The sequence below is a fragment of the Novosphingobium taihuense genome, from assembly GCF_007830315.1.
Lineage (GTDB): Bacteria > Pseudomonadota > Alphaproteobacteria > Sphingomonadales > Sphingomonadaceae > Novosphingobium > Novosphingobium taihuense.
The window spans coordinates 1-25,853 of the sequence record NZ_VLKJ01000010.1 but is presented as its reverse complement, the minus strand read 5'-3'; the positions used below and the strand labels follow the sequence as shown (position 1 = coordinate 25,853).

The window sequence follows — 25,853 nt, the reverse complement described above, 5'->3', positions numbered from 1 at the left end:
CGATGGAGAGCGTGCAGGACATCGACGGGATCGACGAGCCGCTGGTCGATGCGGTCACCGTCGTCACGCCTGCGCCGCACGCGCCGGTGCCCTATGCCTTCGCGCGGGATAACGGGTTGCTGGTCGAAAGCGTCGATGCCGATCGCGCGGTGGTGGCGATGCGCGAGGGCGCAAGGGCGTTGGCCCTGCTCGACCTGCGCAGCGCTCTTGGCCGTGAGCTTTCCGTGAACCGCGTCAGTGCTGGCGAGTTCGAGAAGTTGCTGGCGCAGGCCTATGCCATGGATGGCGCTGCCGCCGCCGTGGCAGGCGACATGGGCATTGCCAATGACGGGCTCGACCCGCTCGCGCTCGGCCTGCCTACGGCCGAGGACCTGCTCGACAGCGCCGACGATGCGCCTGCGATCCGCCTGATCAACGGGTTGATCGCCGAAAGCCTGCGTCAGGGCGTTTCCGATATTCACATCGAACCGTATGAAACCGCGCTGGTCGTGCGCATGCGGGTTGACGGCGTGCTGACCGAGAAGCTGCGGATGCCGCCGCATGTCGCGCCGGTGCTGGTCAGCCGCATCAAGGTCATGGCGCGGCTCGACATTGCCGAGCGGCGTGTACCGCAGGACGGGCGCATCTCTTTGAGCCTCGGCGGCAAGCTGGTCGACGTGCGCGTCTCCACTCTGCCAAATCGCGCGGGCGAGCGGGTGGTCATGCGTCTGCTCGACAAGGAGAACGCCGGGATCGACCTTGCCGGGCTTGGCCTCGATGCCAAGGCCGAGGACACATTGCGCAGGGCCATTGCCGAACCGAACGGCATCGTGCTCGTCACCGGCCCGACCGGCTCGGGTAAGACCACCACGCTCTACGCCGCACTGCGCGGTCTGAATGATGGCGCACGCAACATCCTGACTGTGGAAGACCCTGTGGAGTATGCTGTGGATGGCGTTGGCCAGACGCAGGTCAATTCCAAGGTGGGCCTTACCTTCGCCGCAGGTCTGCGCGCGATCCTGCGCCAGGACCCGGATGTCGTGATGGTCGGCGAAATCCGTGATCGCGAGACGGCGGACATCGCGGTGCAGGCCTCGCTCACCGGCCACCTCGTGCTCTCCACCGTCCACACCAACGACGCTGCGGGAGCGATCACGCGCATGCGCGACATGGGGGTGGAGCCGTTCCTGCTAGCCTCCACACTTCGTGCCGTCATCGCGCAGCGGCTGGTCCGCCGCCTGTGCCCTCATTGCCGCGAAGAACGCGTGCTCGATGCAGGCATGGCCGAAGTGCTGGGCATGAAGGCCGGGCGCATGGTCCATGCCGCCAAGGGCTGCGCCGAATGCGGCCAGACCGGCTATCAGGGCCGCGTCGGCGTGTTCGAGGCGCTGCGGGTGGACGATGCGATCCGCCAGATGATCCATGACAACGCCGACGAAGCGGCCATCGCGCGCCATGCCTTCGCGGACTCCCCCACCCTCGCCAAGGCGGTACGGCGGATGGTCAAGGAGGGCACAACCTCGCCTGAGGAAGCGGCGCGCATCATGCGGCGGGACGGCTGATGGCGCGCTTTGCCTATCACGCGATCGACCCAAAGGGCGCCGAACGGCGCGGCGCGATTGAGGCTGCGAACGAAACCGCTGCGCGCGAAAAGCTTGTCGCACGCGAATGGTACGTCGTCAGCGTGCAACCCGATGCTGCCGCCTCCGCCCGCCGCGCGGCGACCAACACCAGCGGCATCGCGCTCTTCGCCACCAAGCTTTCGGCCAAGCAACTCGCGCTGTTCACCCGCCAGCTGTCCTCGCTGATGGTTGTCAGCCCGCTTGAGGAAACCCTGCGCACGATTGCGCGGCAAACCGAGAAGCCCAAGGCGCAGGCCATCCTCTCCAACGTCCACGCCGGCATCGTCGAAGGCCTGCCGCTGGCCGAGGCAATGCGCCGCGAGGAGCCAAGCTTCCCGCCGATCTACCGCGCGATGATCGCCGCGGGCGAGAACTCCGGCAGCCTCCCCGCCATTGCCGACCGACTGGCCGACATGCTCGAGAAGCTGGCTCAGGTGCGCGGCAAGATCATTGCCGCGCTCGCTTATCCCATCGTCCTGTCGTTCGTGGCGATTGCGGTCGTCACCGGCCTGATGATCTCGGTCGTCCCCCGCGTGGTCGAGCAGTTCGACAATGCCAGCCGCCAGCTGCCGATGCTGACGCGCGTGGTCATCGGCATCTCGCAGTTCCTCAGCGCGTGGTGGTGGGCGCTGCTCGTGCTGATCGCGCTGGCGGTGATCGGCTTCGTCCGCGCGCTTCGCCAGCCCGCCTTCAAGCTGCGCTTCGACGCCGCGCTGCTGCGCCTGCCTTTCATCGGCAAGCTGATCCGCGACGTCCACGCCGCCAGCCTTGCCCGCACGCTCGCCACGATGATCGAGGCGCGGTTGCCACTGGTCGACGGTCTGCGTCTCGCCACGCGGACCGTATCCAACGCGGTGCAGGCACAATCGCTGGCGGGCATATCCGAGAAGGTCCGCGCTGGCGGCTCGCTTTCCACCGCGCTGCGCGAGGCCGGGACATTCCCGCCGCTGCTCGTCTATCTTGCCGCCAGTGGCGAGGCGGCAGGCCAACTTGGCACCATGCTCGAACGCGCAGCCGATTATCTCGAGCGCGAGTTCGAAGCCTTCACCGCTGCCGCCATGGCATTGCTCGAACCCGCGATCATCGTGGTGATGGGCACCATGGTCGCGCTCATCATCCTCGCCATCCTGCTGCCGATCCTGCAGCTCCAGAACCTGACCGGACTGTGATCATGACCGAAGACGCCCCGCACCAGACCCCCAATCCCGAGGACAAGCGCCGCCGCAACGGCTTCAGCCTTGTCGAACTCATGGTCGTCATCTTCATCATCGGCCTGCTGGCCACGGTCGTCCTGATCAACGTGCTGCCAAGCCAGGACAAGGCCATGGTCGTAAAGGCGCGCAGCGACATTGCCACGCTCGAACAGGGCATGGAAATGTATCGCCTCGACATGGCCAGCTACCCCGGACAGGGCGAGGGCCTTACCGCGCTCAAGTCTCCGCCTGCCAACCTGTCGATGCCGCAGAACTACCGTTCGGGCGGCTATGTGAAGGATGTGCCCAACGATCCCTGGGGGCATCCCTACCAGTATCAGGTGCCGGGCCGCGATGGCCGTCCGTTCGAGATCTTCTCGCTGGGAGCCGATGGCCAGCCGGGCGGTAGCGACCTCAACGCCGACATATACGCCGGACAGAAGTGACTCAGAGGCAGTGGCTTCAACTCCGCCTCTTGCTGACGACCTGATCGTCGCGCTGCCAGCCACGCCCGGAGAGCCCTGGCGCTGGTGGCGCGTGGGTGTGCACGGTCTGGGGCCGGAACACTATCACGAGCCCGGTACTGCGCAGTCGCCTTGGGGCGAAGTAGGGACGGTGACCGCCTTGGTCCCCTCGACCGATGCGCCGGTGACTGACAAGGCCCTGCCCGACATGCCGCCTGCGCAGGCGCTTGCGGCCGAGCGACTGGCCTTGGCACAAGGCAGTGTGATCACGCAGCCGCACGTCGCCGTCGGCATCGACAATGGACGCCTGCTCTCATGCCGGGTCGCCGCATCGGCGATGGACCACTGGCTTGCAAGCCTGGCAAGCGAAGGGCTGGATCCGCAGGCTCTGGTTCCGGCTGCACTGATCCTGCCGCGGACCGAGGGAGCGCTCGTTCTCGCATCGGCAGGCGGGCAGCTTCTGGCACGCAGTCCCGATGCCGCATTTGCCGCTGAAGAAGCGTTGGTCTCGATACTGGCAGAGGGGCTGGAGCAGGTTGCGCCCGATGTAGACGCGCTCGCCCTGCGCCTTGCCGCAGTCCATGCCGCGCCGCCGCTCAACCTGCGGCAGGGCATCTATGCGCCGCGCCGGGTCTCGGTGTTCCGCACGGCGGACTGGGTGGGCCTTGCCCGCATGGCAGCCACTGCGGCGCTGCTCGCCCTGCTGTTGATGCTGGTGTGGATCGTGAAGTGGAATGGCGACAGCGCCGCTGTTGAATCGCGCGCGCTGGAACTCGCGCAGAAGCGCTTCCCCGCCGCGACCGATCTGGACACGGCCGAGCGCCTGCTGGCCACGGAACTTGGCAAGCGCGGCGAAGGCGGCGCCAGCTTTGCCGCGCCCACCGCAGCCCTGCTCGAGGCGATGCGTCCCGTGCCCGGCGTAAAGCTGCGCGATCTCGGCTATGGCGCGGACGGAACATTGCGCTTCACCGCCGCCGCGCCGCGGGCTGAAGACGTCAACGCCGTGCTGATCGCGCTGCAGAACGGTGGCTGGAAAGTCACCGTGCCGCCCGCGCTGGCTCCCGATCCCACTGGCGCGACCGTCGCCGCAATCACGGTGAGGGCACCATGATGCAGCAGGTCTCCTCCTGGTTTCTCGGGCTGACGCAGCGCGAACGGATGCTGGTCGGCGTCGCGGGGTCGCTCGCTGCGCTGGTCCTGCTGATCTACGGATTGATTGTGCCGCTTGGCACCGCGCTCGACGATGCGGCCGTGCGCCATCGCGAGGCGACCGAGCGGGCCGGACGGATCGTTGCCGGTCTCGATGCCTTGAAGCGCGCACCTGCTGCGCGCGCCGCGGCGCTGGCAGGTCCGGTGGACCAGATCGCCAATGCCAGCGCGCAGGATGCAGGCTTCGTTGTCCAGTCAGCACAGTCGCGGGGTAGTGACATGGCCGTGCTGGTCATCCCGACGGCGCGACCGTCTGCGGTGCTGGCATGGCTCGACGGTCTTGGACCCAAGGGACTCGCGGTCGAGCAGGTCACGATCACGCCCGCGCCCGATGGCACGGTTTCCGTCAACGCCACGCTGCGCAAGGCCGGATCATGATCGGACGGTGGATCTTTGTGCGCGGGAGGACGCTCGATCGCCGGGACAGGCTGGTTCTGGCGGCGCTCTTCGTCCTCGCGCTGCTAGCCCTACTGCCGCTGCGACTGGTGCTCGGCCTTACCATGCCCGAAAGCGTGACCGCGCGCAGCGCTGAAGGCAGCGTATGGGACGGACGGATTGCCGATCTCAAGGCAGGGCCACTCCCGCTCGGCACGGTCGAAGCAGGGCTGCAGCCACTTTCGCTGCTGATCGGACAGGCGCGCTTTGCCATTGCGCGTGAAGGTTTTGAGGCAACCGTCGGATCATCGCGGATCGCAAATGCCAACGGTTCGGTGCTTCTCCCCGATGGACTCGGCGGCCTTCCCGTCACGTCGCTCGGCTTTGGCGATCTTACGGTCGTGATGGATGGCGGTCAGTGCAGCGAGGCCAATGGCACGCTCAGCCTCACGCTGGCTTCGCTCGGGCCGCTGCTTCCCGATGCGATCACGCTTTCCGGGCAGGCGCGCTGCGAAAAGGGCGCACTCCTCGTGCCGATGCGCGGCCCGCGCGGCATGGAACGGATGACGCTGAAGATTGGCGGCGACGGGCGCTGGCAGGCGGACCTTACGCTCACGGGCCTGCCGCAGGAAACCGCCGATGCGCTCAAATCAGGCGGGTTCGACGCCCGTCCCGGCGGCATCGGCATCGGGACGAGCGGAACCTTCTGAGCGTCAGGCCAGCGTCTGGGTAAGGAACCAGGCGCGCTGTTCGGCCTGATCGGTCCAGTCGTCGGCCATGCCTTCGGTGGCGTTGTCGCCTGCCTCGGTCGCAGCTTCCTTGACCGCGCGGATGGTCTTCACCAGCGCCACGTTGTCGTCGCGCAGGTTGCGGACCATTTCCATGGCATCGAGCTTCGAACGGTCGTCGTCCTTGATCGAGGCCTTGCCTGCGATCGCGCCGATGCCGGTCAGCGTATCGCCACCGTTCTTGCGCACGCGTTCGGCAATAATGTCGGTCAGCGCGAAGAGTTCGGCCGCCTGTTCGTCGAACATCAGATGCAGGTCGCGGAACTGCGGCCCGGCCACGTGCCAGTGATAGTTCTTCGTCTTGAGATAGAGCGTGAAATAGTCGGCCAGCAGGCCGTTCATGCTGTCGATCAAAGCCTTCTTTGCATTGTCTCCGGGCATGACATTCCCCTTTCGTGTCCGGTTGGATGAGCCCCTTATACGCCGGACTCACTGAAAGGTTTCACGCAAAGACATGGCGATATTGATCGACTGAGGCGATCAATTCGCTTTTGCGCTCCCTCGAAGCAGGACAAGACCGGCCAGCGCCGAAACGACCGAGCCGCCGAGAATGCCAATCTTGGCTTCCTCGACCAGAGCGGGGGCATATGGGAAGGCGAGCCCTGCGATGAACAGGCTCATGGTAAAGCCGATGCCGCAGAGCAGCGCGAGGCCCCAGAGCTGGCGCAGGCTTGCGCCTTCGGGCCTGCGGGCAAGCCCGGTGCGTTCTGCCAGAACGATGCTGCCAAGGATTCCGGCCTGCTTGCCGATCACCAGTCCCAGCCCGATGGCCAGCGGCAGCGTGTGCGATCCCCCTCCGTTCGCGCCCAGTGCCACGCCGGCATTGGCAAGGCCGAACAGGGGCACGATCACGAAGCCGTTGGGCGCGACGAGGGCGTGCTCGAGCCGCAGCAGCGGACTGTCGTGCTTGCGGTTCAGCGCCAGCGGCACGGTCAGCGCCGCCAGAACGCCTGCAATGGTGGCATGGATGCCTGAGTGTAGCACGGCGTACCACAGCGCTATCGCTCCGACGATGTATGGTGCAAGCGCTCTGATGCCCAGGCGGTTGACGATCACCAGGGCGGCGAAGATCGCTGCGGCCACGCCCAGCCACGTGAGGTCGAGCCCGCTCGTATAGAAGAAGGCGATCACCAGCACGGCGCCGAGGTCGTCGACGATGGCCACCGTCAGCAGGAACAGGCGCAGGGAGGGCGGCAGGCCCTTTCCGGCGAGCGCAAGCACGCCAAGGGCAAAGGCGATGTCGGTCGCCGATGGAATGGCCCAGCCGCGGTGTAGGGCCGGCTCGCCTGCAGCGACCACGAGGTAGACGATGGCGGGGATGGCCATGCCGGCAACTGCGGCCAGCACTGGAAGGCGGCGGCGGCGAGGGTCGGACAGTTCGCCTGCCAGGATCTCGCGCTTGATTTCGAGTCCCACGACAAAGAAGAACACCGCCATCAGTGCGTCGTTGATCCACAGGTGCAACGTGTCGAGCTTGGCCACCGGGGTCCATGGCAAGGCATGATGGAAAAGGTCGTGCCACCCATCCGCAAGCGGCGAATTTGCGATGACCAGCGCAATCGCAGCGCAGACCATCAACACGATCCCGGGCGCTGCCTCGTTATGGCTCAGGCGGTGCCAGAAGCGGCTAAAGTCCGGCAAGCCTGCCATTTTCGAATCATCCCTTGGTTCCTGAAGGCCCTCCAACGGGCATACCTTCCCTATGTGCCCGTGAGGGCGGAGTGCGTCAAACGGGGGCAGGGGCTTGTTGTCATGGCCGTCCTATCCAGCGCTGCAGTGGCTGGCGGTGGTGGAGCATGAATTGCTCCTGTTTGCCGCCATCTGGTTTGCCCTGTTCGCGCTTGATGAACTGCTTGTGGATCTGGCGTGGTTGTGGTTGCGCCTGCTCGGGCATGGGCGAACGTTGCGGATGTCCGGATGCGGCGATGCCGAGCTGGGTGGGGTTTCTGCGGTGCTCGTGCCCGCTTGGAATGAATCGCAAGTCATCGGCGCAATGGTCACGCACGCCTTGCGCAGCTGGCCGCAGCGCGACTTGCGCATTTATGTCGGGTGCTATCGCAACGATACGGCAACGCTGGAGGCGCTGACAGGAACGGAGCCAGACCCTCGTCTGCGCGTGGTTGTCCATGATCGTGATGGACCGACGACCAAGGCCGACTGCCTCAATCGTCTGTACCGGGCCATCTGCGAGGACGAGCGCCGTGCGCGCCAGCCGGTGCGGGCTCTGATCCTGCACGATGCCGAGGACATGGTCCACCCCGCCGCGCTGAGCGCGATGGATCAAGCGCTCGACACCGTCGATTTCGTCCAGCTTCCCGTCCGTCCGGAACCCCAATCCACCTCGCGCTGGGTGGCAGGACACTATTGTGACGAGTTTGCCGAGGCACACGCCCGCGACATGGTGGTGGGCCATCACATCGGCGCGGCACTGCCCTCGGCAGGCGTCGGCTGTGCGTTTTCACGCCGCGCGATCGACCGGATCATTGCGCACCGCGCCAGTGATGAGCCCTTTGCCGCCGAATGCCTGACCGAAGACTACGAGTGTGGATTGCTGGTCAACGCCACCGGTGGACGATCGGCTTTCCTGCGGATGCGCGCGCAGGACGGAACGCTCGTCGCCACGCGCGAATTCTTCCCGGCCAGCATCGCTGAATCTGTCCGCCAGAAGGCGCGCTGGGTTCATGGCATCGCCTTTCAGGGGTGGGACAGGCTGGGCTGGAACCTGCGCCTGTGCGACCTGTGGATGCGGCTGCGAGACCGGCGCGGACCGCTGGTCGCCGTCGTGATCTGCGCAGCCTACCTCATGCTCCTGCTGTGGCCGGTGCTCATACTGGCGCAACAGGTGGGACTGGCCGAGCCAGTCCCCGACGGGCCGCTGTTGCGGGGTCTGCTCGTGTTCAACTTCGCCAGCCTCTTGTGGAGACTGGTGATGCGTGCACTGTTCACCGCGCGCGAATATGGCCTGCGCGAAGGTCTGCTTGCCGTCCTGCGCTTCCCGGTGGGCAACATCATCGCGATCATGGCCGCACGCCGCGCGCTCATGGCTTACGTCCGGGTCCTGCTGGGCGGTCGCTTGCGCTGGGACCATACTGTTCACCGCGCGCACCTTGCGCAAGTCTTGCCCCTCGCTCTCCCTCTGGAAGAGCCACGCCCGCTTCCGGCCCCTTCCTGATGGCACCGCCCGCGTCCAACCGGCGCGGCCAGCCGCTGCTCGCGCTCGGCCTTCTTTTCGTCGGATGGACTGCCTGGCGGATCGCGATGTGGGAAACTCCGACTGAGCCCGAAGGCACTTCCAACGCTTTGCTTGCAGTGGCTGATGCGCCCCCATCTGCAACACCCGGCTCCACCGTCCGAAGGCATCTCACCCCCGCCCGCCGATCGGCCGCAGCACGCGCGCCCGGTCTCCGTTCTGAAGCGCAGAATTCCGCGTATGTGGCAATGCCAGCGATGCCTTGGCCGCAGCAGTTCGTGTTGCAGGCCAACATGCTGAAGCCCGCACATGCACCGGCGATCCCACCGTATCGCCAGCTTGCGTCCACGCCAAAGCCGGACGACGAATTCTACGAGCCCCTCGTGGCAAAAGACGATCCGCGCTGGAGCGGCGAGAACTGGGTGCTCATGCGCGCAGGCAGCGGCGATGCGGCGCAGGCCCCCGGCGCTGCGTCCTATGGCGCAAGCCAGGCAGGCGCGATCGTGCGCTACCGTCTCGGCAAGGGCGAGGTCGGCTCGTCCTACGCCTACTTGCGCACCTCGCTCGCCATCAACGCTCCCGGGCAGGATCGCGAGGTAGCTCTAGGCTTCGGCATGCGCCCGGTGCGCAAGCTTCCGTTGCGGGTTCTCGTCGAAGCACGCCTGCAGGACACCAAGGCCTCGCCGATGCAGGTGCGTCCGGTGGCGACAGTGATTACCGAACTGCCATGGCGACGCCTGCCGCTCGGCTTTCGCGCCGAAGCCTATGGACAGGCGGGCTATGCCGGAGGGCGGGGCGCAACGCCGTTCTTCGATGCGCAGGCCCTGCTCGACCGGCCCTTGCGCGGCGTGGTGCCGCGCAACAACGATCTGAGGGTCGGCGCGGGCGTCTGGGCAGGCGGACAGGAGGGCGCTGTCCGCCTCGATGCAGGCCCGCGCCTGTCTTTCCGCATCGAACCCGGACGCTTGGCCGGGCCGAGCCGCGTCGCGCTCGACTGGCGTTTCCGCCTTGCCGGAAATGCCCGCCCCGACAGTGGCCCGGCCATAACCGTGACGTCCGCCTTCTGAAGGCACAGCTTTTTGCAACTCATGCGCCCGTGCGGGGTTGCTGGCATGGCCTGCGCGGCCTAGCGTCAGCACGGCAATGGACGTCTATCTCCCCATCGCGAACCTGTCGGTCAACGGTCTGGTCATCATCGGCCTTGGCGCCCTCACCGGGCTGCTTTCGGGGATGTTCGGCGTTGGCGGTGGCTTCCTGACGACGCCCCTGCTGATCTTCTACGGCGTGCCCCCCACCGTCGCTGCCGCCTCGGCCGCCAGCCAGGTCACCGGTGCCAGCGTCTCGGGCGCTTTCGCCCAGGCGCGGCGCGGCGGGATCGATTACCACATCGGCGCAGTGCTGGTGGCAGGCGGCGTGATCGGCACCGGGATCGGCTCGCTGCTGTTCCGCCTGCTCCAGGCGCTCGGCCAGATCGATACGGTGATCAACATCCTCTACGTCCTGATGCTCGGCGGGATCGGCGGGCTGATGGCGCACGAGAGCATCACTGCCCTTCGCGCGCAACGGGCGGGCGTCCCCCTGCCGGCCCGCAAGCGCCGCCACCATCCGCTGGTGGCAAGCCTGCCCCTGCGCTGGCGGTTCTATCGCTCGGGCCTCTATATCTCGCCGCTCGCGCCACTGCTGCTCGGCATGGCGACCGGCATTCTCACCATGCTCATGGGTATCGGCGGCGGGTTCATCCTTGTGCCGGCCATGCTCTACATCCTCGGCATGGGGGTGAACGTGGTCGTCGGCACCTCTCTGTTCCAGATCCTGTTCGTCACCATGGTCACCACGATGATGCACGCGCTCACGACGCGGGCGGTGGACATCGTCCTGGCAGGACTGCTGCTTGTGGGCTCGGTTACCGGGGCCCAACTCGGCACCTTCTTCGCGCAGAAGGCCAAGCCGGAACAATTGCGCTTGATCCTCGCGGTGATCGTACTCGCCGTTGCCCTGCGCATGGCCCTCGGCCTTGGCTACCGTCCTGACGAGATCTACACGGTGGTGCCGCTATGACCGTCGCCAGTCGCAGCCCATGGCGATTGCTGGTCCTGCTGGCGTGCCTGCTCCTCACCGGCGCGCGCGATCCCATCCTTGTGCCCGAAATCTCGCAGCACGAAATTCAGGTCCGGCAGGGGTTCACCGGGGCCGATCTGCTGCTGTTCGGCGCGGTCCTCAGTCCCGAAGGCAGCCGCGCGGCGCAGGATTATGACATCGTCGTCGTGCTCGAAGGCCCGGTGCAGTCCATTGTCCTGCGCGAAAAGCAGAAGATTGCCGGCATGTGGATCAATGCCGATTCGCTCGAATTCCGCTCCGCTCCCAGCTACTTCGCAGTCGCCTCGTCCCGACCCATTGCCAAGATCGTCGATGACAAGACCGCCGCGATCTATGAGCTTGGCCTCAAGTGGCTGCAGCTCTCGCCCATCGGCGTGATCGAGCCGCGTGAACAGCAGCGCTTTTCCGCAGGGTTGGTAGATCTCATGCGCCGACAGGGGCTCTACCGTGAGGACCAGGGCAGCGTGAAGATCAGCGGGCAGGTGCTCTATCAGGCACGGATCAGCCTGCCCTCGAGCGTGCAGACCGGGACCTACACGGCCGAAACCTTCGCCATCCGCGGCGGCAAGGTGGTCGCCTCGGCGATCACCCGGGTCGAGGTGAAGAAGGAAGGCTTCGAACGCTTCGTTGCCGTGGCTGCCGATCGCAACGGGTGGCTCTATGGGCTGTTCGCGGTGATCGTCTCGGTCGCCATGGGCTGGATAGCCGGACGCCTCTTCGCATTGGTGTGAACGAAAGGGCAATATTCCGAGGGTTCAGTCGTTTTTAACCTGAAAGCACTAATCGGTAACCATTCGCCAGTTCCGGCCGAGAGGTTTTCAGCGTGATGTCCGACATGGGTATGCAGAGTTTCGTCCCTGCCGCGGCGATCGGCGAAGATGGCGTCGATCCTCGCACCGCTTTCGTAGTGTCGGAAAACGCGCGGCACCCGATCGGCCAAGTCCGCGAAATCGCCGGCTCAAGCTCTGCCATTGCTCTCGACCTTGGCCGACTCGAGCAGTGCTCCAGCGATCTCGATCCATCGGTTTCGCTTTCGGGCAAGGTCGGCAGCCAGATAAAGATCCGCGTTGGCAACTCCTGGCTCCTCGCCAGCGTGCGCACGCAGCGGCAGGATACGAGCGTTGATGGCGGCATTGTCGCGCAGATCGATTTCCTCGGTGAAGGTGAAGAGGAGCGCCTGACCGGCAAGATCTACGGTTTCCGTCGCGGCGTCACGCGCTATCCTGTACCCGGAGCGCTGGTCTATCCTGCAACCAGCAACGACTTGCGCCAGATATACGCCAGCGACGGGCGCACCAACATGTCCATTGGCACCGTGTTTCCCACCCGCGACATCCGCGCGGGGCTCTATGTCGATGCGCTGCTTGGCAAGCACTTCGCCCTGCTCGGTTCGACCGGCACCGGAAAGTCCACCGCCGCTGCGCTGATACTGCACCGTATTTGCGAGATGGCGCCGGCCGGCCACATCGTGATGATCGACCCGCACGGCGAATATGCCAGCGCTTTCCGCGTGACCGGGCAGTTGCTTGACGTGTCAAACCTGCAGATGCCCTACTGGCTGATGAACTTCGAGGAACACTGCGAAGTCTTCGTGACCGCGCAAGGGGCCGAACGGCAGGTCGATCAGGATATTCTCGCCAAGTGCCTGCTCGCTGCCCGCCAGCGCAATCGCCTCGCCGAACAGATCGGCAAGATTACCGTCGATTCGCCGATTCCCTATCTGCTCTCCGATCTGCTCAACGTGCTGCAGAACGAGATGGGCCGGCTCGACAAGGGCACCAACTCGATCCCCTACATGCGGCTCAAGACCAAGATCGAGGAAATACGCAGCGATCCGCGTTACCAGTTCATGTTTTCGGGCATGCTCGTAGGCGATACGATGGCGGAGTTCATTTCGAAGATCTTCCGCATGCCCGCCAATGGCAAGCCGATCTCCATCATCGACGTTTCGGGCGTTCCTTCCGAAATCACCACTACCGTCGTCGCTGTGCTCAGCCGCCTCGTGTTCGACTATGCGATCTGGGCGCGCGACGAGGAGACGCGGCCGGTCTTGCTGGTCTGCGAGGAAGCGCACCGCTATGTGCCGAGCGAGAAGAACTCTGATGGCTCCTCGGTCGGTCGCATCCTTTCGCGCATCGCCAAGGAGGGCCGCAAGTACGGCGTCTCGCTCGGCCTGATCACGCAGCGCCCGTCCGACCTTGCCGAAGGCGTGCTGTCGCAGTGCGGCACGATCATCGCGATGCGCCTCAACAACGAGCGCGACCAGGCCTTCGTCAAGGCCGCCATGCCCGAAGGTGCGCGCGGCTTTGTCGATACGATCTCGGCGCTGCGCAATCGCGAATGCATCATCTCGGGCGAAGGCGTGTCGATCCCCATGCGCGTTTCGTTCGATGAACTTGAGGCGATCAAGCGCCCGGCGTCGAACGACCCCTCGTTTTACGAATTGTGGAGCAAGAGCGGCGGCGAGGAACTGGCAGTCGAACGCACCGTGCAGCGCTGGCGCGCGCAGAGCCGCTGATCTGACGCTCTACATGCTTGGAGACATGCGACCGGCGCAGTCAGCGTCCGCATGTGTTTCCTCTTCGCACTCTTCGTCGGGAACCGCGCGGGCCCGATCGCGCCACGCGGGCTGGCGATAGGCATAGACAGCCAGCACCACGGCCACAGCCGAACTGACCGGGAAGGCCAGCCACAGTGCGTCGGCACCAAGCCGCGGATAGAACGCATAATAGAAGCCCAGCCGCACCGGATACATCGCGATCGCAAGGATGATCAGCGGCGTCCAGACCACGCCGCCTGCGCGCATCGTCCCGAACAGAACCATGGTCACGCCAAACAGCACGTAGCTCCAGCTCGCCAGGAACTGGATGTGCCGCGCCTCGTCGACCGACGGGCTGGCCGAGCCGAGGAACAGCTCCAGCGCAGGCCGATCGAACAGCAGGATCAAGGCGCAGAGCGCTCCGGTGACCGACAGGTTGAGAAGGACACCCGAGCGCGAAATCTTGCCCAGACGCTGGTCCAGTCCCGCACCGATGGCTTGTGCGGCCATGGCGCTGACCGCTGCCGAGATGGCCATCGCTGGCATCTGAAGATAGGTCCAAAGCTGCAGCGCCGCGCCATAGGCTGCGCTGACCAGCAGGCCCTCGCGGTTGACGAGGCCGATGACGATAATTCCGGCCGCGGAGATCACGAGCATCTGTGCGCCCATCGGCAGGCCCTTGGTCAGGATGTAGCCAAGCTCATCGCGACGGGGCCAGAGCCACGCGAGTTCTGCACCCTTCAGGCGCAGTGGGAGGTCCTTGGCATAGACGTAGGCAACGATCCCCGCCATCGACACGAACGAGGCAATCGCAGTCGCGAGCGCCGCGCCTGCGATGCCCAAGGGAGGTATCGGGCCGAAGCCACCGATCAGCAGCGGGTTGAGGATCACGTCCAGAATTGACGAGAGGATCATGAATTTGAGCGGTGTCGCAGCATCGCCCCCGCCGCGCAGGCCCATGCCCAACATGACCGTTATCATCGAGGCAGGCATGGCAACGAAGATCACCCGCAGGTAGGTCAACGCATAGACATATGTCTCGCCCGGCGCGGCCATCGCGGTCAGCAGTTCGGGCGCGAATACCCAGCCCATGGTGCCCACGACCAGCGACAGCAAAACGCAGAAGCCGACCGCAGAGCCGAACGTCCGCCGCGCTGCCAGAACGTCGCGCGCGCCAAAGGCCTGCCCGATTTTCACCGTCGCCGCCATGCCGAAGCCGAAGGCAGCAGCAAAGACGAGGAACATCACCACGTTCGCATTGGCCGTCGCCGCCAGTGCGCCTTCGCCGAGCATCCGCCCGACCCAGATCGAATTTATCGACCCGTTGAGCGATTGCAGGATGTTGGAAGCCAGCGTCGGCGCAGAGAACAGGACCAGCGTCTTGAGGATCGGCCCGCTTGTGAGATCGCGCCCCCGCCCGGGTGGTGGAGCCAAGACCTCAGCCCTTCTTCAGCGCGGCAAGTGCAGCGAACGCGCCAGAGCCGGTATCACCGGCCAGATTGTGCTCGGCCCGCGCCTTGTCGGCATTGGGCCCTTCGGCGAATGGATCGATGGCCAGCGCAAGGCTCTGCGCCACCGCCTCGCCCAGATCGAAAGTGGTGCCTTCGTATTCGATCTCGTCGCAATCGTCGGCGGTGATCTCGATTTCCTCGTCGGGGGTGTGTTCGCCGGTGAAGGGGATGAAACGCAGCGCGATCGGTTCGCTGATGGTGACCGGAAAGTCCTCGCCCGAGATCGCGCAGAGCTGCACGATCGAGGCGTTCAGATGGCCCTTTGCCTCCACTTTGTCCCCCTCTCGCCTCAGAGAGATGGTCGCCTGCATGGCATTCACCTCCGAGAGTTGGAAACGTCCTGCAAGACGCCTGCGCTCGGCCTCGGTGGGCTCTAGCACGATGAGCTCGTCGTTGATCTGGCGCAGGTCGATTATGCGAGAAAACTCTGATTCCATGGTCATTTCCCGATCTCCGCATCGAGAACGCGGAGGGCGGGAACGAGGTCCAGCCCGGCGGCAAAGGCCCGCACGCGGCGGGTAATGAGCAGCGGTTCGGTGCCCTCGTGCAAGGTAACGTTGCGCGTGATCGCCTGCGCCATCATCTCCTCGTCCCGCGCGGCCAGCGCTTCGCGATAAGCGCCGAGGCGGCCGCCAAGCACGCTCATCAGTTCGCCCACCCGCTTGCCGACGATCACGTCACCCACACCGCTTTCGCGCAACTGGCCGTCCATGTCCTCGACAAACAGTTCGGTAAGCCTCACGGAAGGCTCGATAAGTTCGGCCTCACGCTCCATCCGGATCAGCACGACCGAGAGGATCAGCGTGATCATGTCGAATCGACCGGCCACCGTGTCGGCAACGCCACAGTCGCGATACCACTCCTTTTCGCGCGCGATCTCGACCGTGCGGTGCCACAGGGGGCGGGCCACGGCACGGTCGTCCTGCTTTCGACCGAACAGCTTGGTAAGAATGGACATCGCGGCAATCCTTGAGGCTCGACCCGTTCAGGGCCGATTAAATCTGGGCCGTCCAGCAGGCTGCTTGCGGGCAGTGGTGCCGGGCGGCATTGCGGTAATTCCGATTGGACCCTAAGGGTCCTGCAATTGGTGTTGGCGATATAGTCTGTGCATTCCCGATGCAAACGGGCATGACGGCAAAAGATTGAAGAGCGGAGTTTGCGAATGCGGAACAGTCGGCTGTTGGTACAGGGTGCGTCAGTGCTCGCCCTGGGCGTGGCGGCATCTGGCTGCGCCAGCATCAAGGACCATCGCGGCTACATCATCGACGAAGCGCTGGTCGCCACCGTCCAGCCGGGCGTGGACAACAAGCTCTCGGTCGAACGCACGCTCGGCCGGCCGACCTTCACCAGCCCTTATGGCAAGCAGACCTGGTATTACGTCGCGCAGAACACCAAGCAGCGCCCGTTCAACCGTCCCCGCACCGACAATCAGGCCATTCTCGTGGTCGACTTTGACGCCAAGGGCAATGTCGCCTCGCTGAACCGCGAAGGCATGACAAAGGTCGTCCGCCTCTCGCCCGAGAGCGACAAGACGCCAACGCTGGGCCGCGACCGGTCGTTCTTCCAGGATCTGTTCGGCAACATCGGCGCCGTCGGTGCGATTCCGGGTGGCGCAGGTCAGCCTACGGGCGGCACCGGTCCGAACGGCAGCTGATCGGCTGCCGCTTGAAATAGCCGTCGCGCCCCTCATATCCCGGGGATGGACGACAGCAGGGCGAGCCACGGCCTTATCCAGTGGCACGGCACCACCATCATCGGGGTGAAGAAGAACGGCCGCACCGTCATAGCCGGTGACGGTCAGGTTTCCATGGGCAACACGGTGATGAAGCCGAACGCCCGCAAGGTCCGCCGGATCGGAGATGGCAAGGTCATTGCCGGATTCGCGGGTGCAACTGCCGATGCCTTTACCCTGTTCGAACGACTGGAGCGCAAGCTGGAGCAGCATCGCGGCCAGCTGATGCGTGCCGCCGTCGAGCTTGCCAAGGACTGGCGCACGGACAAGTACCTGCGCAACCTCGAAGCGCTGATGATCGTGGCCGATGCCGAGACCATGCTGATCCTGACAGGCAATGGCGACGTGCTCGAACCCGAAGGTGGTATCGCCGCGATCGGATCGGGCGGAAACTATGCACTCGCCGCTGCCAAGGCGCTCACCGACTATGAAGACGACGCCGAAAAGATCGCCCGCCGCGCCATGCAGGTGGCCGCGGAAGTCTGTGTCTTCACCAACGACCGCGTGACGGTCGAGGAAATCTGATGCTCGATTCGCTTACTCCCAAAGCCATCGTCCGCGCGCTGGACGAACACATTGTCGGCCAGACCGATGCCAAGAAGGCCGTGGCGGTCGCCCTGCGCAACCGCTGGCGCCGCCAGCGCCTCTCCGCTGATCTGCGCGACGAGGTCAGCCCCAAGAACATCCTGATGATCGGGCCGACGGGCTGCGGCAAGACCGAGATCAGCCGCCGCCTCGCCAAGCTTGCTGATGCGCCCTTCGTGAAGGTGGAAGCCACCAAGTTCACCGAGGTCGGCTATGTCGGCCGCGATGTGGAGCAGATTGCCCGCGATCTGGTCGAAGAAGCGATCCGGCTTGAAAAGGAGCGCCGCCGCGATGCCGTGCGCGAGGCTGCCAGCAAAGCCGCCATGGACCGCCTGCTCAAGGCGCTGGTCGGCGATGGCGCCAGCGAAGCGACGCGCGAGAGCTTCAAGCAGCGCCTGGCCGATGGCTCGATGAACGAGGTCGAAGTCGAGATCGAGGTTGAGGACACGCCCTCGGCTCCGATGGAAATCCCCGGCATGCCCGGCGGCATCGGCATGATCAACCTGTCGGACATGATGGGCAAGGCGTTCGGCAAGCAGAACCTCAAGCGCCGCAAGATGCGCGTGGCCGATGCCTGGGACAAGCTGGTCGACGAAGAAGCCGAAAAGCGCATGGACCAGGACGACGTGGCGCGCGAGGCAATCCGCAATGCGGAGACCAACGGCATCGTCTTCCTAGACGAGATCGACAAGATCGCCGTGTCCGACGTGCGCGGCGGATCGGTTTCCCGCGAAGGCGTGCAACGCGATCTGCTACCGCTGATCGAGGGTACGACCGTGGCCACCAAGTACGGGCCGATGAAGACCGACCACGTGCTGTTCATCGCTTCGGGCGCATTCCACGTGGCCAAACCTTCTGACATGCTGCCCGAACTGCAGGGCCGCCTGCCAATCAGGGTCGAGCTGAAGGCGCTGACCGAGGATGACTTCGTGCGCATCCTTTCGGAAACGCGCGCCAACCTTGTCGAGCAGTACCGCGCCCTGATCGCTACGGAGAACGTGACGCTGGACTTCACCTCCGAAGCCGTCCGTGCGATTGCCCGGACCGCAGCGCAAGTGAACGAAAGCGTCGAGAACATCGGCGCGCGGCGTTTACAGACGGTGATGGAAAAGCTGCTCGAGGAAGTGAGCTTTGATGCCGAGGACCGTGCCGGCGAGACGGTAACGGTGGACGAGGTTTATGTCGCCGAGAAGCTCGCCAACCTTGCCGGGAATGCGGACCTTTCGAAGTATATATTGTGAGCAAATGACTGTTCTGCCAATGTTCCATCACGACTCAAAGGAGTAGGGTGATGGAACTGGCAGGCGGATGTCACTGCGGCGCAGTGCGTTACAAGGTGAATGGCGCGCCGATGCACGTGGCCCTGTGCCATTGCACGGATTGCCGCAAGAGTGCCGGCGCGCCCATGGTATCGTGGGCCATGTTCAAGGCCGGACAATTCGAGCTTACGCAGGGCGAGGTCACGGCGCACAATTCTTCTGGCGCTTCGATTCGCAACTTCTGCCCGAAATGCGGGACGGGAGTGTTCTTCACCAATGACGAGAATCTGCCCGGCATTGTCGACGTGCAGTCTGCGACCTTCGACGATCCGGACCAGTTGCCAGCGCAAGTGCATATCCAGACTGCGGAACGTATCGGCTGGATGGCGCAGGCGCACGCCTTGCCTCAATTTGCGCGCTTTCCGGGCGAGCAGTAAGGAGCGGCGATGACCTATCAGACTCCCGAAGACCGCCCGGTTTACCGCCTGCTCACCGGCAAGGATGATCGCGCCTTTTGTGAGCGCGTGTCCGAGGCGCTGGCGCAGGGATGGCGGCTCTATGGCTCGCCCTCAATGACCTATGACGGCGGCATGGACTGCATCAAGGTGGCGCAGGCCGTGGTCTGGCATGAGGCGGATGTGGTGAAGTAGTCCTGCCATTCCGAAAACACTCGTCATTGCGAGGAGTGCAGCGACGAAGCAATCCAGAGAGATGCAGCGGGACTTCCAACCAGCAGTCTACATCATGGCATCGGCGCGCAACGGCACGCTCTATGCCGGGGTGACGAGCAATCTGGTCCAGCGCGCTTGGCAACATAGGGAAGGTTTGGGCGAGGGGTTTACCTCGCGACATGACTGCAAGCTTCTGGTGCGGTTCGAACTTCACGCGACGATGGAGCACGCGATTGCGCGCGAGAAGTAACTGAAAGGTGGGTCTCGCAAACGCAAGTTGGCGCTGATCGAAGCAGTGAATCCGCTTTGGCGAGACCTTTTCGCTGAAATTGCGCCGCCGGGCTGACCGACTCTGGATTGCTTCGCTGCGCTCGCAATGACGAAAAAAAGGGGATCGTCATTGCGAGGAGCGCATCGACGAAGCAATCTAGAGCAATGCAGCGCGTTACTCTGCCGCTTCGCTGACTTCCGCGCTTTCCTGCGCCTGCCGCGCCCACATTTCCGCGTACAGCCCGTTGCGGCGCAGCAGGTCGGCGTGGCTGCCTTGCTCTGCCAGCCGTCCCTGATCGAGGACGAGGATCGTGTCGGAATCCGCGATCGTCGACAGGCGGTGTGCGATCGAGATCGTGGTGCGGTGGCTGGCGACCGCGCGCATCGTTGTCAGGATGTCCTGCTCGGTGCGGGTGTCGAGGGCGCTGGTCGCTTCATCGAACAGCACGATCGGCGGGTTCTTCACGAGGGTGCGCGCGATGGCGACACGCTGCTTTTCGCCGCCGGAGAGCTTGAGGCCGCGCTCGCCCACTTCGGTGTCATATCCCTGCGGCAGACGAGCAATGAAGTCCGCAATCGCCGCGCCTTTTGCCGCAGCATCGACTTCGGCCTGGCTCGCACCATCGCGGCCATAGGCGATGTTGTAGCCGATGGTGTCGTTGAACAGCACAGAATCCTGCGGGACGATGCCGAGTGCGGCGCGCAAGCTCGTCTGCGTCACGCCCCTGATGTCCTGACCATCGATCAGGATGCGCCCTTCCCACGGATCGTAGAAGCGGAACAACAGCCGGGCGATGGTCGATTTGCCTGCTCCAGACGGGCCGACAATGGCCACGCGGCTTCCCGCAGGCACTTCGAACGAGAGGCCGTGCAGGATCTCGCGGTCACGGTCATAGCCGAAGATCACGTTGTCGAACGTGACCGAGGGGCGGCTGACGATCAGCGCAGGCGCGTTCGGCGCGTCGGCCACTTCGATGTGCGTATCGATCAGGCGGAACATCTCGGCCATGTCGATCAGGCCTTGGCGGATCGTGCGATAGACCATGCCGAGCATGTCGAGCGGGCGGAAAAGCTGGGTGAGGTAGGTGTTGACGAAGACGAGGTCGCCCACGGTCAGCTTTCCTTGCGACCAGCCCCAGACCGTCCACGCCATCGCGCCTGCCATCAGCAGGTTGACGATCAGCGCTTGTGCAATGTTGAGCAGCCCGAGGCTGTTCTCGCTCTTCACCGCGGCATCGGCATAGGCGCGCGCGGCCGAGGCATAGCGCGCTTCCTCGCGCGCCTCGGCGCCGAAGTATTTCACGGTCTCGTAGTTCAGCAGCGAATCGACTGCGCGGGAGAGCGCCTGCCCGTCGAGCCGGTTCATCTTTTCGCGCAGGTGCGTGCGCCACTCGGTGATGGTTCGCGTGGCATAGACATAAGCGATGACGGCCAGGATCGTGGCACCGACAAGGCCTAGGCCGAAATTCAGATAGAAGATCACGATCACTGCGGTGAGTTCGATCACCGTCGGCGCGATGTTGAACAGCAGGAAGTAGAGCATCGTGTCGATGCTCTTGGTCCCGCGCTCGATCACCTTGGTCACCTCGCCGGTGCGGCGGGCGAGGTGGAACCGTAGCGAGAGCTTGTGCAGGCGCGCAAAGACGTTCTCTGCCAGATGCCGCGTGGCGTCCTGGCCGACGCGCTCGAACACGATATTGCGCAGGTTGTCGAACAGCACGCCTGCAAAGCGGCCGAGCGCATAGGCAAGGACGAAAGCCATCGCCAATGTCAGCGCCGCCTGCGACTTGCCGGTGTCGAGCGTCATCGCGTCGACGGCTTTCTTGTAGGCGAAGGGCAGGGCAAGCGTTGTCGCCTTGCCAAGCAGCACCATCAGCACCGCACCCATCACCCGTCGGCGCAGGCTCGCGTTATCCTTCGGCCAAAGGTAGGGCAGGAAGCGCTTGAGCGTGGCCCAGCCATCGTGGCGGGCGTCTTTGGGACTTGTCGGGGTTTCTGGCGGCATAGGCTCCCACATAGGGAACCCGCAGCGCTATGCCAGAGCTTTGCCGGGATTCAGCCCGGAATTCGGCCTGATCCGCTCAGAACACCGTGCGGTGAGGGTCCAGCCCTGCAACGCCGACAGGCAGGTCGAACAGCACGCGGCGCGTGGCGAAATCGATGGCGACGCGCCGGAACATGCGCAGTTGCGCCATGCCCAGCAGCATCGCGGGGCGCTTCACCAGTCCGAGCCGATGGAACGCCGGAGAATCGGCGAAGGCAAGCCAGGTGTTGTTCAGTTGCAGGCCTGCGATATCGATGGTCGATGCCATGATGAGTTCAGCGTTCACCGACTGACCGGTGACCGAGAACAGCACCGTCTGCTCAGCCTTGCGGCGCCGCGTCAGTGCGTTTCGCAGTGCGGGATTGCCGATCGAACTGTCGGAGCCGGTGTCGAGCACGATGTCGGTCGCCACGCCGTCGACGATGGCATTGGTCATGATCAGCTGGCCGGAGCGGCGCTTTGCCTTGACCACGATCTCGAACCCGCGCGTGCCGCCAAGCGAGGCGGCATCGCCGATGGTCATGCGGTTGGCATGGAAGTCGATCAGCACCCGCTGGTCTTGCAGGCTGTCGAGCCCGACGATGCCATCGGCCCCGATATGATCGGCATCCAGCAGCGGGGCGGACAGCGTATAGTAGGTACGTTTGCCCAGGCTGATTTCATCAACGTCCACCAACTGCACGGCCTGCGATCCCGCAACGCCGACAACCATGCCGTTGCCCGCAATGGGCATGCCAAGCGCGTTGGCGACTTGCCGCGACAGCACAGTGCGTTCGGACCCGGTATCGATCAGGAATTCGTAAGGTCCGCTGGCGCCGATTTTGACCGGGACGGTCATGCGGTTATGGGTATCGCGCTGGATCTGGACCAGCTCGTCTGCCGGTGACAGGGGCGCAGGCGCTGCAGATTGCGCAGCGGCCTGCTGAAACGGGAATGCGATGGCAAGGCAGGCGGCACATGCTTGCGCTGCAGCCTTTGCAAAGGCCGAGCGCTTGTGGGTCGGTGCGCGAACAGGCAGCATGGCGGCGTTCTCCCGGGAACGCAGCTTACGCCTGTTGGAGCCGCTGCGCCAGAGCGCTCAACCCCCCGCGAGACCGCTCTTGCGGCGTAGCACTGGCAGCACTGCCTGCGCCATTTCCACGATCTCAGGCAGGAGCGGATGGCGGGTCAGCCAAAGGGTGGCGAACCAGAGCGCGATGCCGCAAATGACCGTGGCTGCGGCTTGCCCGAAGCCCAGGTCGGAAGGTCCGTTGCCGAGCGCATAGCCTGCCAGAACCGGCAGCACCGCCGCCAGTGTGACGACCGCGCTGCGCAACCAGACCTTGGCCACTGCAGTAAATCGCAGGTCGAGCGTGCGCTGCATCAGCGGCAGATAGATCGCAACCCACAGAACGGCATGTACCACCCGTGAAAGCGCAACCCATTCCAGACCGAAGGGCGCACTTGCCGCGATCAGCAGGATCGAGAGGAGGGTCTCGACGATCATGCAGCGCATCAGTGGCTTCAACCGGCCCATCAGCACGGGCAGATCGGCATAGAGTGGCAGGGCAACATAGCCGATCTGCGAGAGCGCAACCCATGTCAGAAGCGGTGCTGCTGCAATCCATCGCTCACCATAGAGCAGCCGGATCATCGGCTCGGCCAGGACGGCAATGCCTGCCATCGCGGGCCAGGTGACGCCGGTATAGGCGGCGAGCACGCGCTGGTACGGCGGGCCCAGTGGCTCGCCACTGTCGCGAATGCGGCGGAACGCGGGGTAGAACACGCCGGTCACCGCGCCTGCGATCAGCAGACGCAATTGCAGCGCAAGCCCCGAGGCGCGGGCGAAGAGGCCGACCGCCGCGTTATCGATCATCCGGCCGATCACCAGCTCCGGCGCGCGCGCGGAAAGCGAACTGCACAGCACTTGCACCGTGTTTGTCCCGCCGAGCGCCAGAATCGGTCGCGCATCGCCGATGCGCAGCGGCCACGGCAACATGCCGCCCGCCCGCCACTGGCTGACGACCAGCCTCGCTGCCTGCTGGGCGAAAGCGCCCCACGCCAAGGCCAGCGCACCATGGCCCAGAACCGCGAGCGTCACCGCCGTCGCCGCATTGGCTATGGACGAGCCGACCTCGATCATGCTGTTCGAGCGATAGTCCATCCGGCGCTGGCACGTCGCCTGGGGGACGATGGCGAGCGGCACAAGAAGATAGGACCCGGCGATGACAAGCGTGACGGGCAGCAGGCCCGGGTCGTCGTAGAACTTTGCAATCGGCCATGCCGCCAGCAGCGCCAGCACGGCAATGCCCCATGCGAACAGCACCGATATCGCAAAGGCCGAACGCAGCTTGTCCGGCGTCAGATCGCGCTCGCCATTGATGTAGCGTGTTACGCCGAAGTCCTGCAGGAATGCCACCAGTGTCACTGCGGCAAAGGCGATCGAGAACTGGCCAAGCTGTTCGGGCGTGATGAACCAGCGCGCCAGCACAATGCTAGTGACGAACTGCAGCGCGAACGAGGCATATTGGGAGCCCAGCGCCCAGAGGGCCGCAGTTCGGACTGACATGACGGGCGGCGCAGCCTCGCCCGTAGGGATCGGGGAAGTCGCCATGCTTCAGACCTTGAACAGCAGCGCGAAGGCGAGCCGCATCGCACGTCCCGGCACGCCAAACAGCGCAAGTCGGACGACGGTCCGCCAAAGTTCGCGGCCGTTTCCGCCGTCACGCACATGGTCGATCAGCAGCGCGAACCCATCGCCTCGCATGGCGTCACGCGAATATAAAGCGCCGCGCGCAACCTTGTCGCGAACCTGTCGTGAAAGGCCCGGCGTGCCGAACACGGAGTCGAGGGTCTCGACAGCGGGAAGCCGGTCTAGGGTCTCTGTAGGGTCGGATCGGCCAAGCTGGCGTTCGCGATAGGCCAGTTGCGCGATTGCCGCGCCATACTGCTGGGCAAAGGCGTGGCGGTTCGAGATCTGATTCGCATAATGCCTGTAGCTCAACAGGCGCTCGGGGATGTTCGCCAGCTTCGTGACCGAGGCCAACCGGAGCCAGAGATCGTAATCTTCGCAATGACGGTATGCAACGTGATAGCCCCCGACAGCACGCAGGATATCGCGCCGGGCCATGACCGTAGGATGGCTGAGAGGGCTGCGTTGCTCGATCACGGCGAGCACTTCGTCGCAGGTGACCGGGTGTTCGGGCGCGCTCGTGCGGAAAGGCCGATCGTATTCGTCGATGTCTTCAGTCCAGGTCCCGACGACGCCGTGATCGGGATGGGCATCCAGAAAGGCGACTTGCCGTGCAAGGCGATCCTGCCTGCAGACGTCGTCAGCGTCCATCCGTGCGAATAGCGGTGCGCGCGCATGGCCCAGCAGCTCGTTGAGGCTGGCGATCAGGCCGCGGTTCTCGCGGGCGATCAAACGGATGCGGGGATCCTGCGCGGCATGATGGCGCACGATATCAACGCTGCCGTCGGTCGATCCGTCGTCGAGAATGAGAAATTCGAAGTCTGCAAAGGTCTGCCGCCGAACGCTAGCGATGGCAGCGTCGAGGAAGCGCGCGCCATTGAATACGCTCATCGCCACGCTGACCGCCGGGACAGGGCTGTCTGCGTCCTTTGAAGGCGTTGCGTTCGATGATGACGACTTTGAAGTGTCCCAGCTTTGCATCGCTCCGGGTTAGCGCAGAGGTTTAAACATAGGCTTACCCCCAAGGACCCATGAAGTGCTTCGCCGAGGAGGTTGTGAATCGCGGACCAGAATCGGCCCGGATCGCCATGAAGTGGGGTGCCAGATCCGCAAAGTCGATCCATTTTATCGGTAAATCAACGGCTTGCCGCAAATTTGAAATAAAATTGCAAAAAGCGTGTTGACCGACTCAGCCCCCCCCCATATAGGCCCGTTCACCGGACGGGACGACGGCTTCACCGCCTCTCTCACCACCCGGTCGCCAACATAGACGGACACTCAGTCCCCCGGTCAAAAGTCGGGGAGCATTGGTTGTCCGCCTGAAACTGTCACTGTGGTGGCGGGTTTGCGGATCTTTGACATTGTAGGAATAGATGAAGGGACATGTGGGCGACGGCGCCTGCTTGCTGTGGCTTTAGGGCGCGGTATGGCAGTTTAAATTAGTCGAGCTTGCATGTCTTATACGTAACCATACGTTTAGATGTGCAGGGTTTGATACCCTGAATTAATTTTACGTCAGATTGCGGATCTTATGGTCCGTGCTGTTGTGAGATTGGACACAAACTTGAGAGTTTGATCCTGGCTCAGAACGAACGCTGGCGGCATGCCTAACACATGCAAGTCGAACGAACCCTTCGGGGTTAGTGGCGCACGG

At 64.3% G+C, this 25,853-nt stretch carries 25 protein-coding genes, 1 rRNA gene and 1 pseudogene; 18 read left to right on the top strand and 9 right to left on the bottom strand.

What is annotated here, in order from left to right:
• Window positions 1-2 precede the first annotated feature (2 nt).
• From gspE to gspN, 6 genes are read left to right on the top strand one after another with little or no spacing between them, the layout of a single operon-like run.
• Window positions 3-1,541, top strand: coding sequence for a type II secretion system ATPase GspE (gspE, locus tag IQ25_RS16750; RefSeq protein ID WP_144907422.1), 1,539 nt, complete (start codon window positions 3-5; stop codon window positions 1,539-1,541).
• A complete protein-coding gene (gene gspF, locus IQ25_RS16745; protein WP_144907421.1) occupies window positions 1,541-2,770 on the top strand; it encodes a type II secretion system inner membrane protein GspF in 1,230 nt (409 codons plus the stop codon). The genes gspE and gspF overlap by 1 nt, the downstream gene beginning before the upstream one ends.
• A 2-nt stretch (window positions 2,771-2,772) precedes the next feature.
• On the top strand, window positions 2,773-3,240 hold the full coding sequence (gene gspG, locus IQ25_RS16740) for a type II secretion system major pseudopilin GspG (RefSeq protein WP_144907420.1): 468 nt from the start codon (window positions 2,773-2,775) through the stop codon (window positions 3,238-3,240).
• Window positions 3,241-3,250: 10 nt separating this feature from the next.
• A complete protein-coding gene (gene gspL / locus IQ25_RS16735; RefSeq protein ID WP_158637780.1) occupies window positions 3,251-4,369 on the top strand; it encodes a type II secretion system protein GspL in 1,119 nt (372 codons plus the stop codon).
• A complete protein-coding gene (gene gspM / locus IQ25_RS16730) occupies window positions 4,366-4,845 on the top strand; it encodes a type II secretion system protein GspM (protein ID WP_144907418.1) in 480 nt (159 codons plus the stop codon). The genes gspL and gspM overlap by 4 nt, the downstream gene beginning before the upstream one ends.
• The gene (gspN, locus tag IQ25_RS16725) at window positions 4,842-5,552 is read left to right on the top strand and encodes a type II secretion system protein N (protein WP_158637779.1); all 711 of its coding nucleotides are present in this window, start codon (window positions 4,842-4,844) and stop codon (window positions 5,550-5,552) included. Before gspM ends, gspN begins: the two co-directional genes overlap by 4 nt.
• 3 nt (window positions 5,553-5,555) lie before the next feature.
• Here the strand turns inward: gspN and IQ25_RS16720 are convergent, their stop codons facing one another.
• Both IQ25_RS16720 and nhaA read right to left on the bottom strand, forming a co-directional pair.
• The gene (locus IQ25_RS16720) at window positions 5,556-6,011 is read right to left on the bottom strand and encodes a Dps family protein (protein WP_144907416.1); all 456 of its coding nucleotides are present in this window, start codon (window positions 6,009-6,011) and stop codon (window positions 5,556-5,558) included.
• Window positions 6,012-6,110: 99 nt separating this feature from the next.
• Window positions 6,111-7,280 (bottom strand): Na+/H+ antiporter NhaA, encoded by a 1,170-nt coding sequence (nhaA, locus tag IQ25_RS16715; protein WP_144907415.1) that lies wholly within the window; start codon window positions 7,278-7,280, stop codon window positions 6,111-6,113.
• 94 nt (window positions 7,281-7,374) lie between these two features.
• Here nhaA and IQ25_RS16710 point away from each other — a divergent pair, with 94 nt between their 5' ends.
• The 5 genes from IQ25_RS16710 (at window position 7,375) to IQ25_RS16690 (ending at window position 13,435) form a co-directional block, all read left to right on the top strand.
• On the top strand, window positions 7,375-8,802 hold the full coding sequence (locus tag IQ25_RS16710) for a glycosyl transferase family protein (protein WP_144907414.1): 1,428 nt from the start codon (window positions 7,375-7,377) through the stop codon (window positions 8,800-8,802).
• Window positions 8,802-9,887, top strand: coding sequence for a hypothetical protein (locus tag IQ25_RS16705; protein ID WP_144907413.1), 1,086 nt, complete (start codon window positions 8,802-8,804; stop codon window positions 9,885-9,887). The genes IQ25_RS16710 and IQ25_RS16705 overlap by 1 nt, the downstream gene beginning before the upstream one ends.
• 76 nt (window positions 9,888-9,963) lie before the next feature.
• Window positions 9,964-10,878: a sulfite exporter TauE/SafE family protein gene (locus IQ25_RS16700; protein WP_144907412.1), complete on the top strand. Its 915-nt coding sequence runs from the start codon at window positions 9,964-9,966 to the stop codon at window positions 10,876-10,878.
• On the top strand, window positions 10,875-11,648 hold the full coding sequence (locus tag IQ25_RS16695) for a TIGR02186 family protein (protein ID WP_144907411.1): 774 nt from the start codon (window positions 10,875-10,877) through the stop codon (window positions 11,646-11,648). The genes IQ25_RS16700 and IQ25_RS16695 overlap by 4 nt, the downstream gene beginning before the upstream one ends.
• A gap of 104 nt (window positions 11,649-11,752) precedes the next feature.
• Window positions 11,753-13,435 (top strand): ATP-binding protein, encoded by a 1,683-nt coding sequence (locus IQ25_RS16690; RefSeq protein ID WP_246415507.1) that lies wholly within the window; start codon window positions 11,753-11,755, stop codon window positions 13,433-13,435.
• 9 nt (window positions 13,436-13,444) lie between these two features.
• Here the strand turns inward: IQ25_RS16690 and IQ25_RS16685 are convergent, their stop codons facing one another.
• From IQ25_RS16685 to IQ25_RS16675, 3 genes are read right to left on the bottom strand one after another with little or no spacing between them, the layout of a single operon-like run.
• Window positions 13,445-14,890, bottom strand: coding sequence for an MATE family efflux transporter (locus tag IQ25_RS16685; RefSeq protein WP_181447267.1), 1,446 nt, complete (start codon window positions 14,888-14,890; stop codon window positions 13,445-13,447).
• Between the two features lie 4 nt (window positions 14,891-14,894).
• Entirely contained in the window at window positions 14,895-15,410 is a 516-nt protein-coding gene (locus IQ25_RS16680; RefSeq protein ID WP_246415472.1) for a YceD family protein, read from the bottom strand.
• Entirely contained in the window at window positions 15,407-15,925 is a 519-nt protein-coding gene (locus IQ25_RS16675; protein ID WP_144907409.1) for a ubiquinol-cytochrome C chaperone family protein, read from the bottom strand. The genes IQ25_RS16680 and IQ25_RS16675 overlap by 4 nt, the downstream gene beginning before the upstream one ends.
• 204 nt (window positions 15,926-16,129) lie before the next feature.
• Between IQ25_RS16675 and IQ25_RS16670 the strand changes: the two genes are divergently transcribed.
• The 6 genes and pseudogenes from IQ25_RS16670 to IQ25_RS16645 all read left to right on the top strand — a co-directional run bounded on the left by IQ25_RS16670 (window position 16,130) and on the right by IQ25_RS16645 (window position 19,560).
• On the top strand, window positions 16,130-16,621 hold the full coding sequence (locus tag IQ25_RS16670; RefSeq protein WP_144907408.1) for an outer membrane protein assembly factor BamE: 492 nt from the start codon (window positions 16,130-16,132) through the stop codon (window positions 16,619-16,621).
• A 45-nt stretch (window positions 16,622-16,666) separates the two neighbouring features.
• Window positions 16,667-17,224: an ATP-dependent protease subunit HslV gene (hslV, locus tag IQ25_RS16665; RefSeq protein ID WP_144907407.1), complete on the top strand. Its 558-nt coding sequence runs from the start codon at window positions 16,667-16,669 to the stop codon at window positions 17,222-17,224.
• Complete coding sequence (gene hslU, locus IQ25_RS16660; protein WP_144907406.1) at window positions 17,224-18,525, top strand: ATP-dependent protease ATPase subunit HslU; 1,302 nt, start codon at window positions 17,224-17,226, stop codon at window positions 18,523-18,525. Before hslV ends, hslU begins: the two co-directional genes overlap by 1 nt.
• Window positions 18,526-18,575: 50 nt before the next feature.
• On the top strand, window positions 18,576-18,980 hold the full coding sequence (locus IQ25_RS16655; RefSeq protein ID WP_144907405.1) for a GFA family protein: 405 nt from the start codon (window positions 18,576-18,578) through the stop codon (window positions 18,978-18,980).
• Between the two features lie 9 nt (window positions 18,981-18,989).
• Window positions 18,990-19,193 (top strand): DUF1737 domain-containing protein, encoded by a 204-nt coding sequence (locus IQ25_RS16650; RefSeq protein WP_144907404.1) that lies wholly within the window; start codon window positions 18,990-18,992, stop codon window positions 19,191-19,193.
• A gap of 61 nt (window positions 19,194-19,254) precedes the next feature.
• A pseudogene (locus IQ25_RS16645) lies at window positions 19,255-19,560 on the top strand (GIY-YIG nuclease family protein).
• Window positions 19,561-19,659: 99 nt separating this feature from the next.
• Here the strand turns inward: IQ25_RS16645 and atm1 are convergent.
• From atm1 to IQ25_RS16625, 4 genes are all read right to left on the bottom strand, one after another.
• A complete protein-coding gene (atm1, locus tag IQ25_RS16640) occupies window positions 19,660-21,489 on the bottom strand; it encodes a heavy metal ABC transporter ATP-binding protein/permease Atm1 (RefSeq protein ID WP_144907403.1) in 1,830 nt (609 codons plus the stop codon).
• Between the two features lie 76 nt (window positions 21,490-21,565).
• A complete protein-coding gene (locus tag IQ25_RS16635; protein ID WP_144907402.1) occupies window positions 21,566-22,549 on the bottom strand; it encodes a retropepsin-like aspartic protease in 984 nt (327 codons plus the stop codon).
• A 57-nt stretch (window positions 22,550-22,606) separates the two neighbouring features.
• Window positions 22,607-24,121: a lipopolysaccharide biosynthesis protein gene (locus IQ25_RS16630; RefSeq protein WP_144907401.1), complete on the bottom strand. Its 1,515-nt coding sequence runs from the start codon at window positions 24,119-24,121 to the stop codon at window positions 22,607-22,609.
• 3 nt (window positions 24,122-24,124) lie between these two features.
• On the bottom strand, window positions 24,125-25,096 hold the full coding sequence (locus IQ25_RS16625) for a glycosyltransferase (RefSeq protein ID WP_258537058.1): 972 nt from the start codon (window positions 25,094-25,096) through the stop codon (window positions 24,125-24,127).
• Window positions 25,097-25,759: 663 nt separating this feature from the next.
• Between IQ25_RS16625 and IQ25_RS16620 the strand changes: the two genes are divergently transcribed.
• Window positions 25,760-25,853 (top strand): 16S ribosomal RNA (locus IQ25_RS16620); the annotation flags it as partial.

Coding starts and splice junctions, on each gene's coding strand:
- IQ25_RS16720 (WP_144907416.1), bottom strand. CDS start 6,011: ATGCCCGGAGACAATGCAAAGAAGGCTTTGATCGACAGCATGAACGGC.
- nhaA (WP_144907415.1), bottom strand. CDS start 7,280: ATGGCAGGCTTGCCGGACTTTAGCCGCTTCTGGCACCGCCTGAGCCAT.
- IQ25_RS16705 (WP_144907413.1), top strand. CDS start 8,802: ATGGCACCGCCCGCGTCCAACCGGCGCGGCCAGCCGCTGCTCGCGCTC.
- hslV (WP_144907407.1), top strand. CDS start 16,667: ATGGACGACAGCAGGGCGAGCCACGGCCTTATCCAGTGGCACGGCACC.
- gspM (WP_144907418.1), top strand. CDS start 4,366: ATGATGCAGCAGGTCTCCTCCTGGTTTCTCGGGCTGACGCAGCGCGAA.
- gspE (WP_144907422.1), top strand. CDS start 3: ATGGAGAGCGTGCAGGACATCGACGGGATCGACGAGCCGCTGGTCGAT.
- IQ25_RS16630 (WP_144907401.1), bottom strand. CDS start 24,121: ATGGCGACTTCCCCGATCCCTACGGGCGAGGCTGCGCCGCCCGTCATG.
- IQ25_RS16690 (WP_246415507.1), top strand. CDS start 11,753: ATGGGTATGCAGAGTTTCGTCCCTGCCGCGGCGATCGGCGAAGATGGC.
- gspF (WP_144907421.1), top strand. CDS start 1,541: ATGGCGCGCTTTGCCTATCACGCGATCGACCCAAAGGGCGCCGAACGG.
- IQ25_RS16695 (WP_144907411.1), top strand. CDS start 10,875: ATGACCGTCGCCAGTCGCAGCCCATGGCGATTGCTGGTCCTGCTGGCG.
- IQ25_RS16680 (WP_246415472.1), bottom strand. CDS start 15,410: ATGACCATGGAATCAGAGTTTTCTCGCATAATCGACCTGCGCCAGATC.
- gspG (WP_144907420.1), top strand. CDS start 2,773: ATGACCGAAGACGCCCCGCACCAGACCCCCAATCCCGAGGACAAGCGC.
- IQ25_RS16655 (WP_144907405.1), top strand. CDS start 18,576: ATGGAACTGGCAGGCGGATGTCACTGCGGCGCAGTGCGTTACAAGGTG.
- IQ25_RS16700 (WP_144907412.1), top strand. CDS start 9,964: ATGGACGTCTATCTCCCCATCGCGAACCTGTCGGTCAACGGTCTGGTC.
- IQ25_RS16635 (WP_144907402.1), bottom strand. CDS start 22,549: ATGCTGCCTGTTCGCGCACCGACCCACAAGCGCTCGGCCTTTGCAAAG.
- gspN (WP_158637779.1), top strand. CDS start 4,842: ATGATCGGACGGTGGATCTTTGTGCGCGGGAGGACGCTCGATCGCCGG.
- IQ25_RS16650 (WP_144907404.1), top strand. CDS start 18,990: ATGACCTATCAGACTCCCGAAGACCGCCCGGTTTACCGCCTGCTCACC.
- IQ25_RS16675 (WP_144907409.1), bottom strand. CDS start 15,925: ATGTCCATTCTTACCAAGCTGTTCGGTCGAAAGCAGGACGACCGTGCC.
- atm1 (WP_144907403.1), bottom strand. CDS start 21,489: ATGCCGCCAGAAACCCCGACAAGTCCCAAAGACGCCCGCCACGATGGC.
- hslU (WP_144907406.1), top strand. CDS start 17,224: ATGCTCGATTCGCTTACTCCCAAAGCCATCGTCCGCGCGCTGGACGAA.
- IQ25_RS16670 (WP_144907408.1), top strand. CDS start 16,130: ATGCGGAACAGTCGGCTGTTGGTACAGGGTGCGTCAGTGCTCGCCCTG.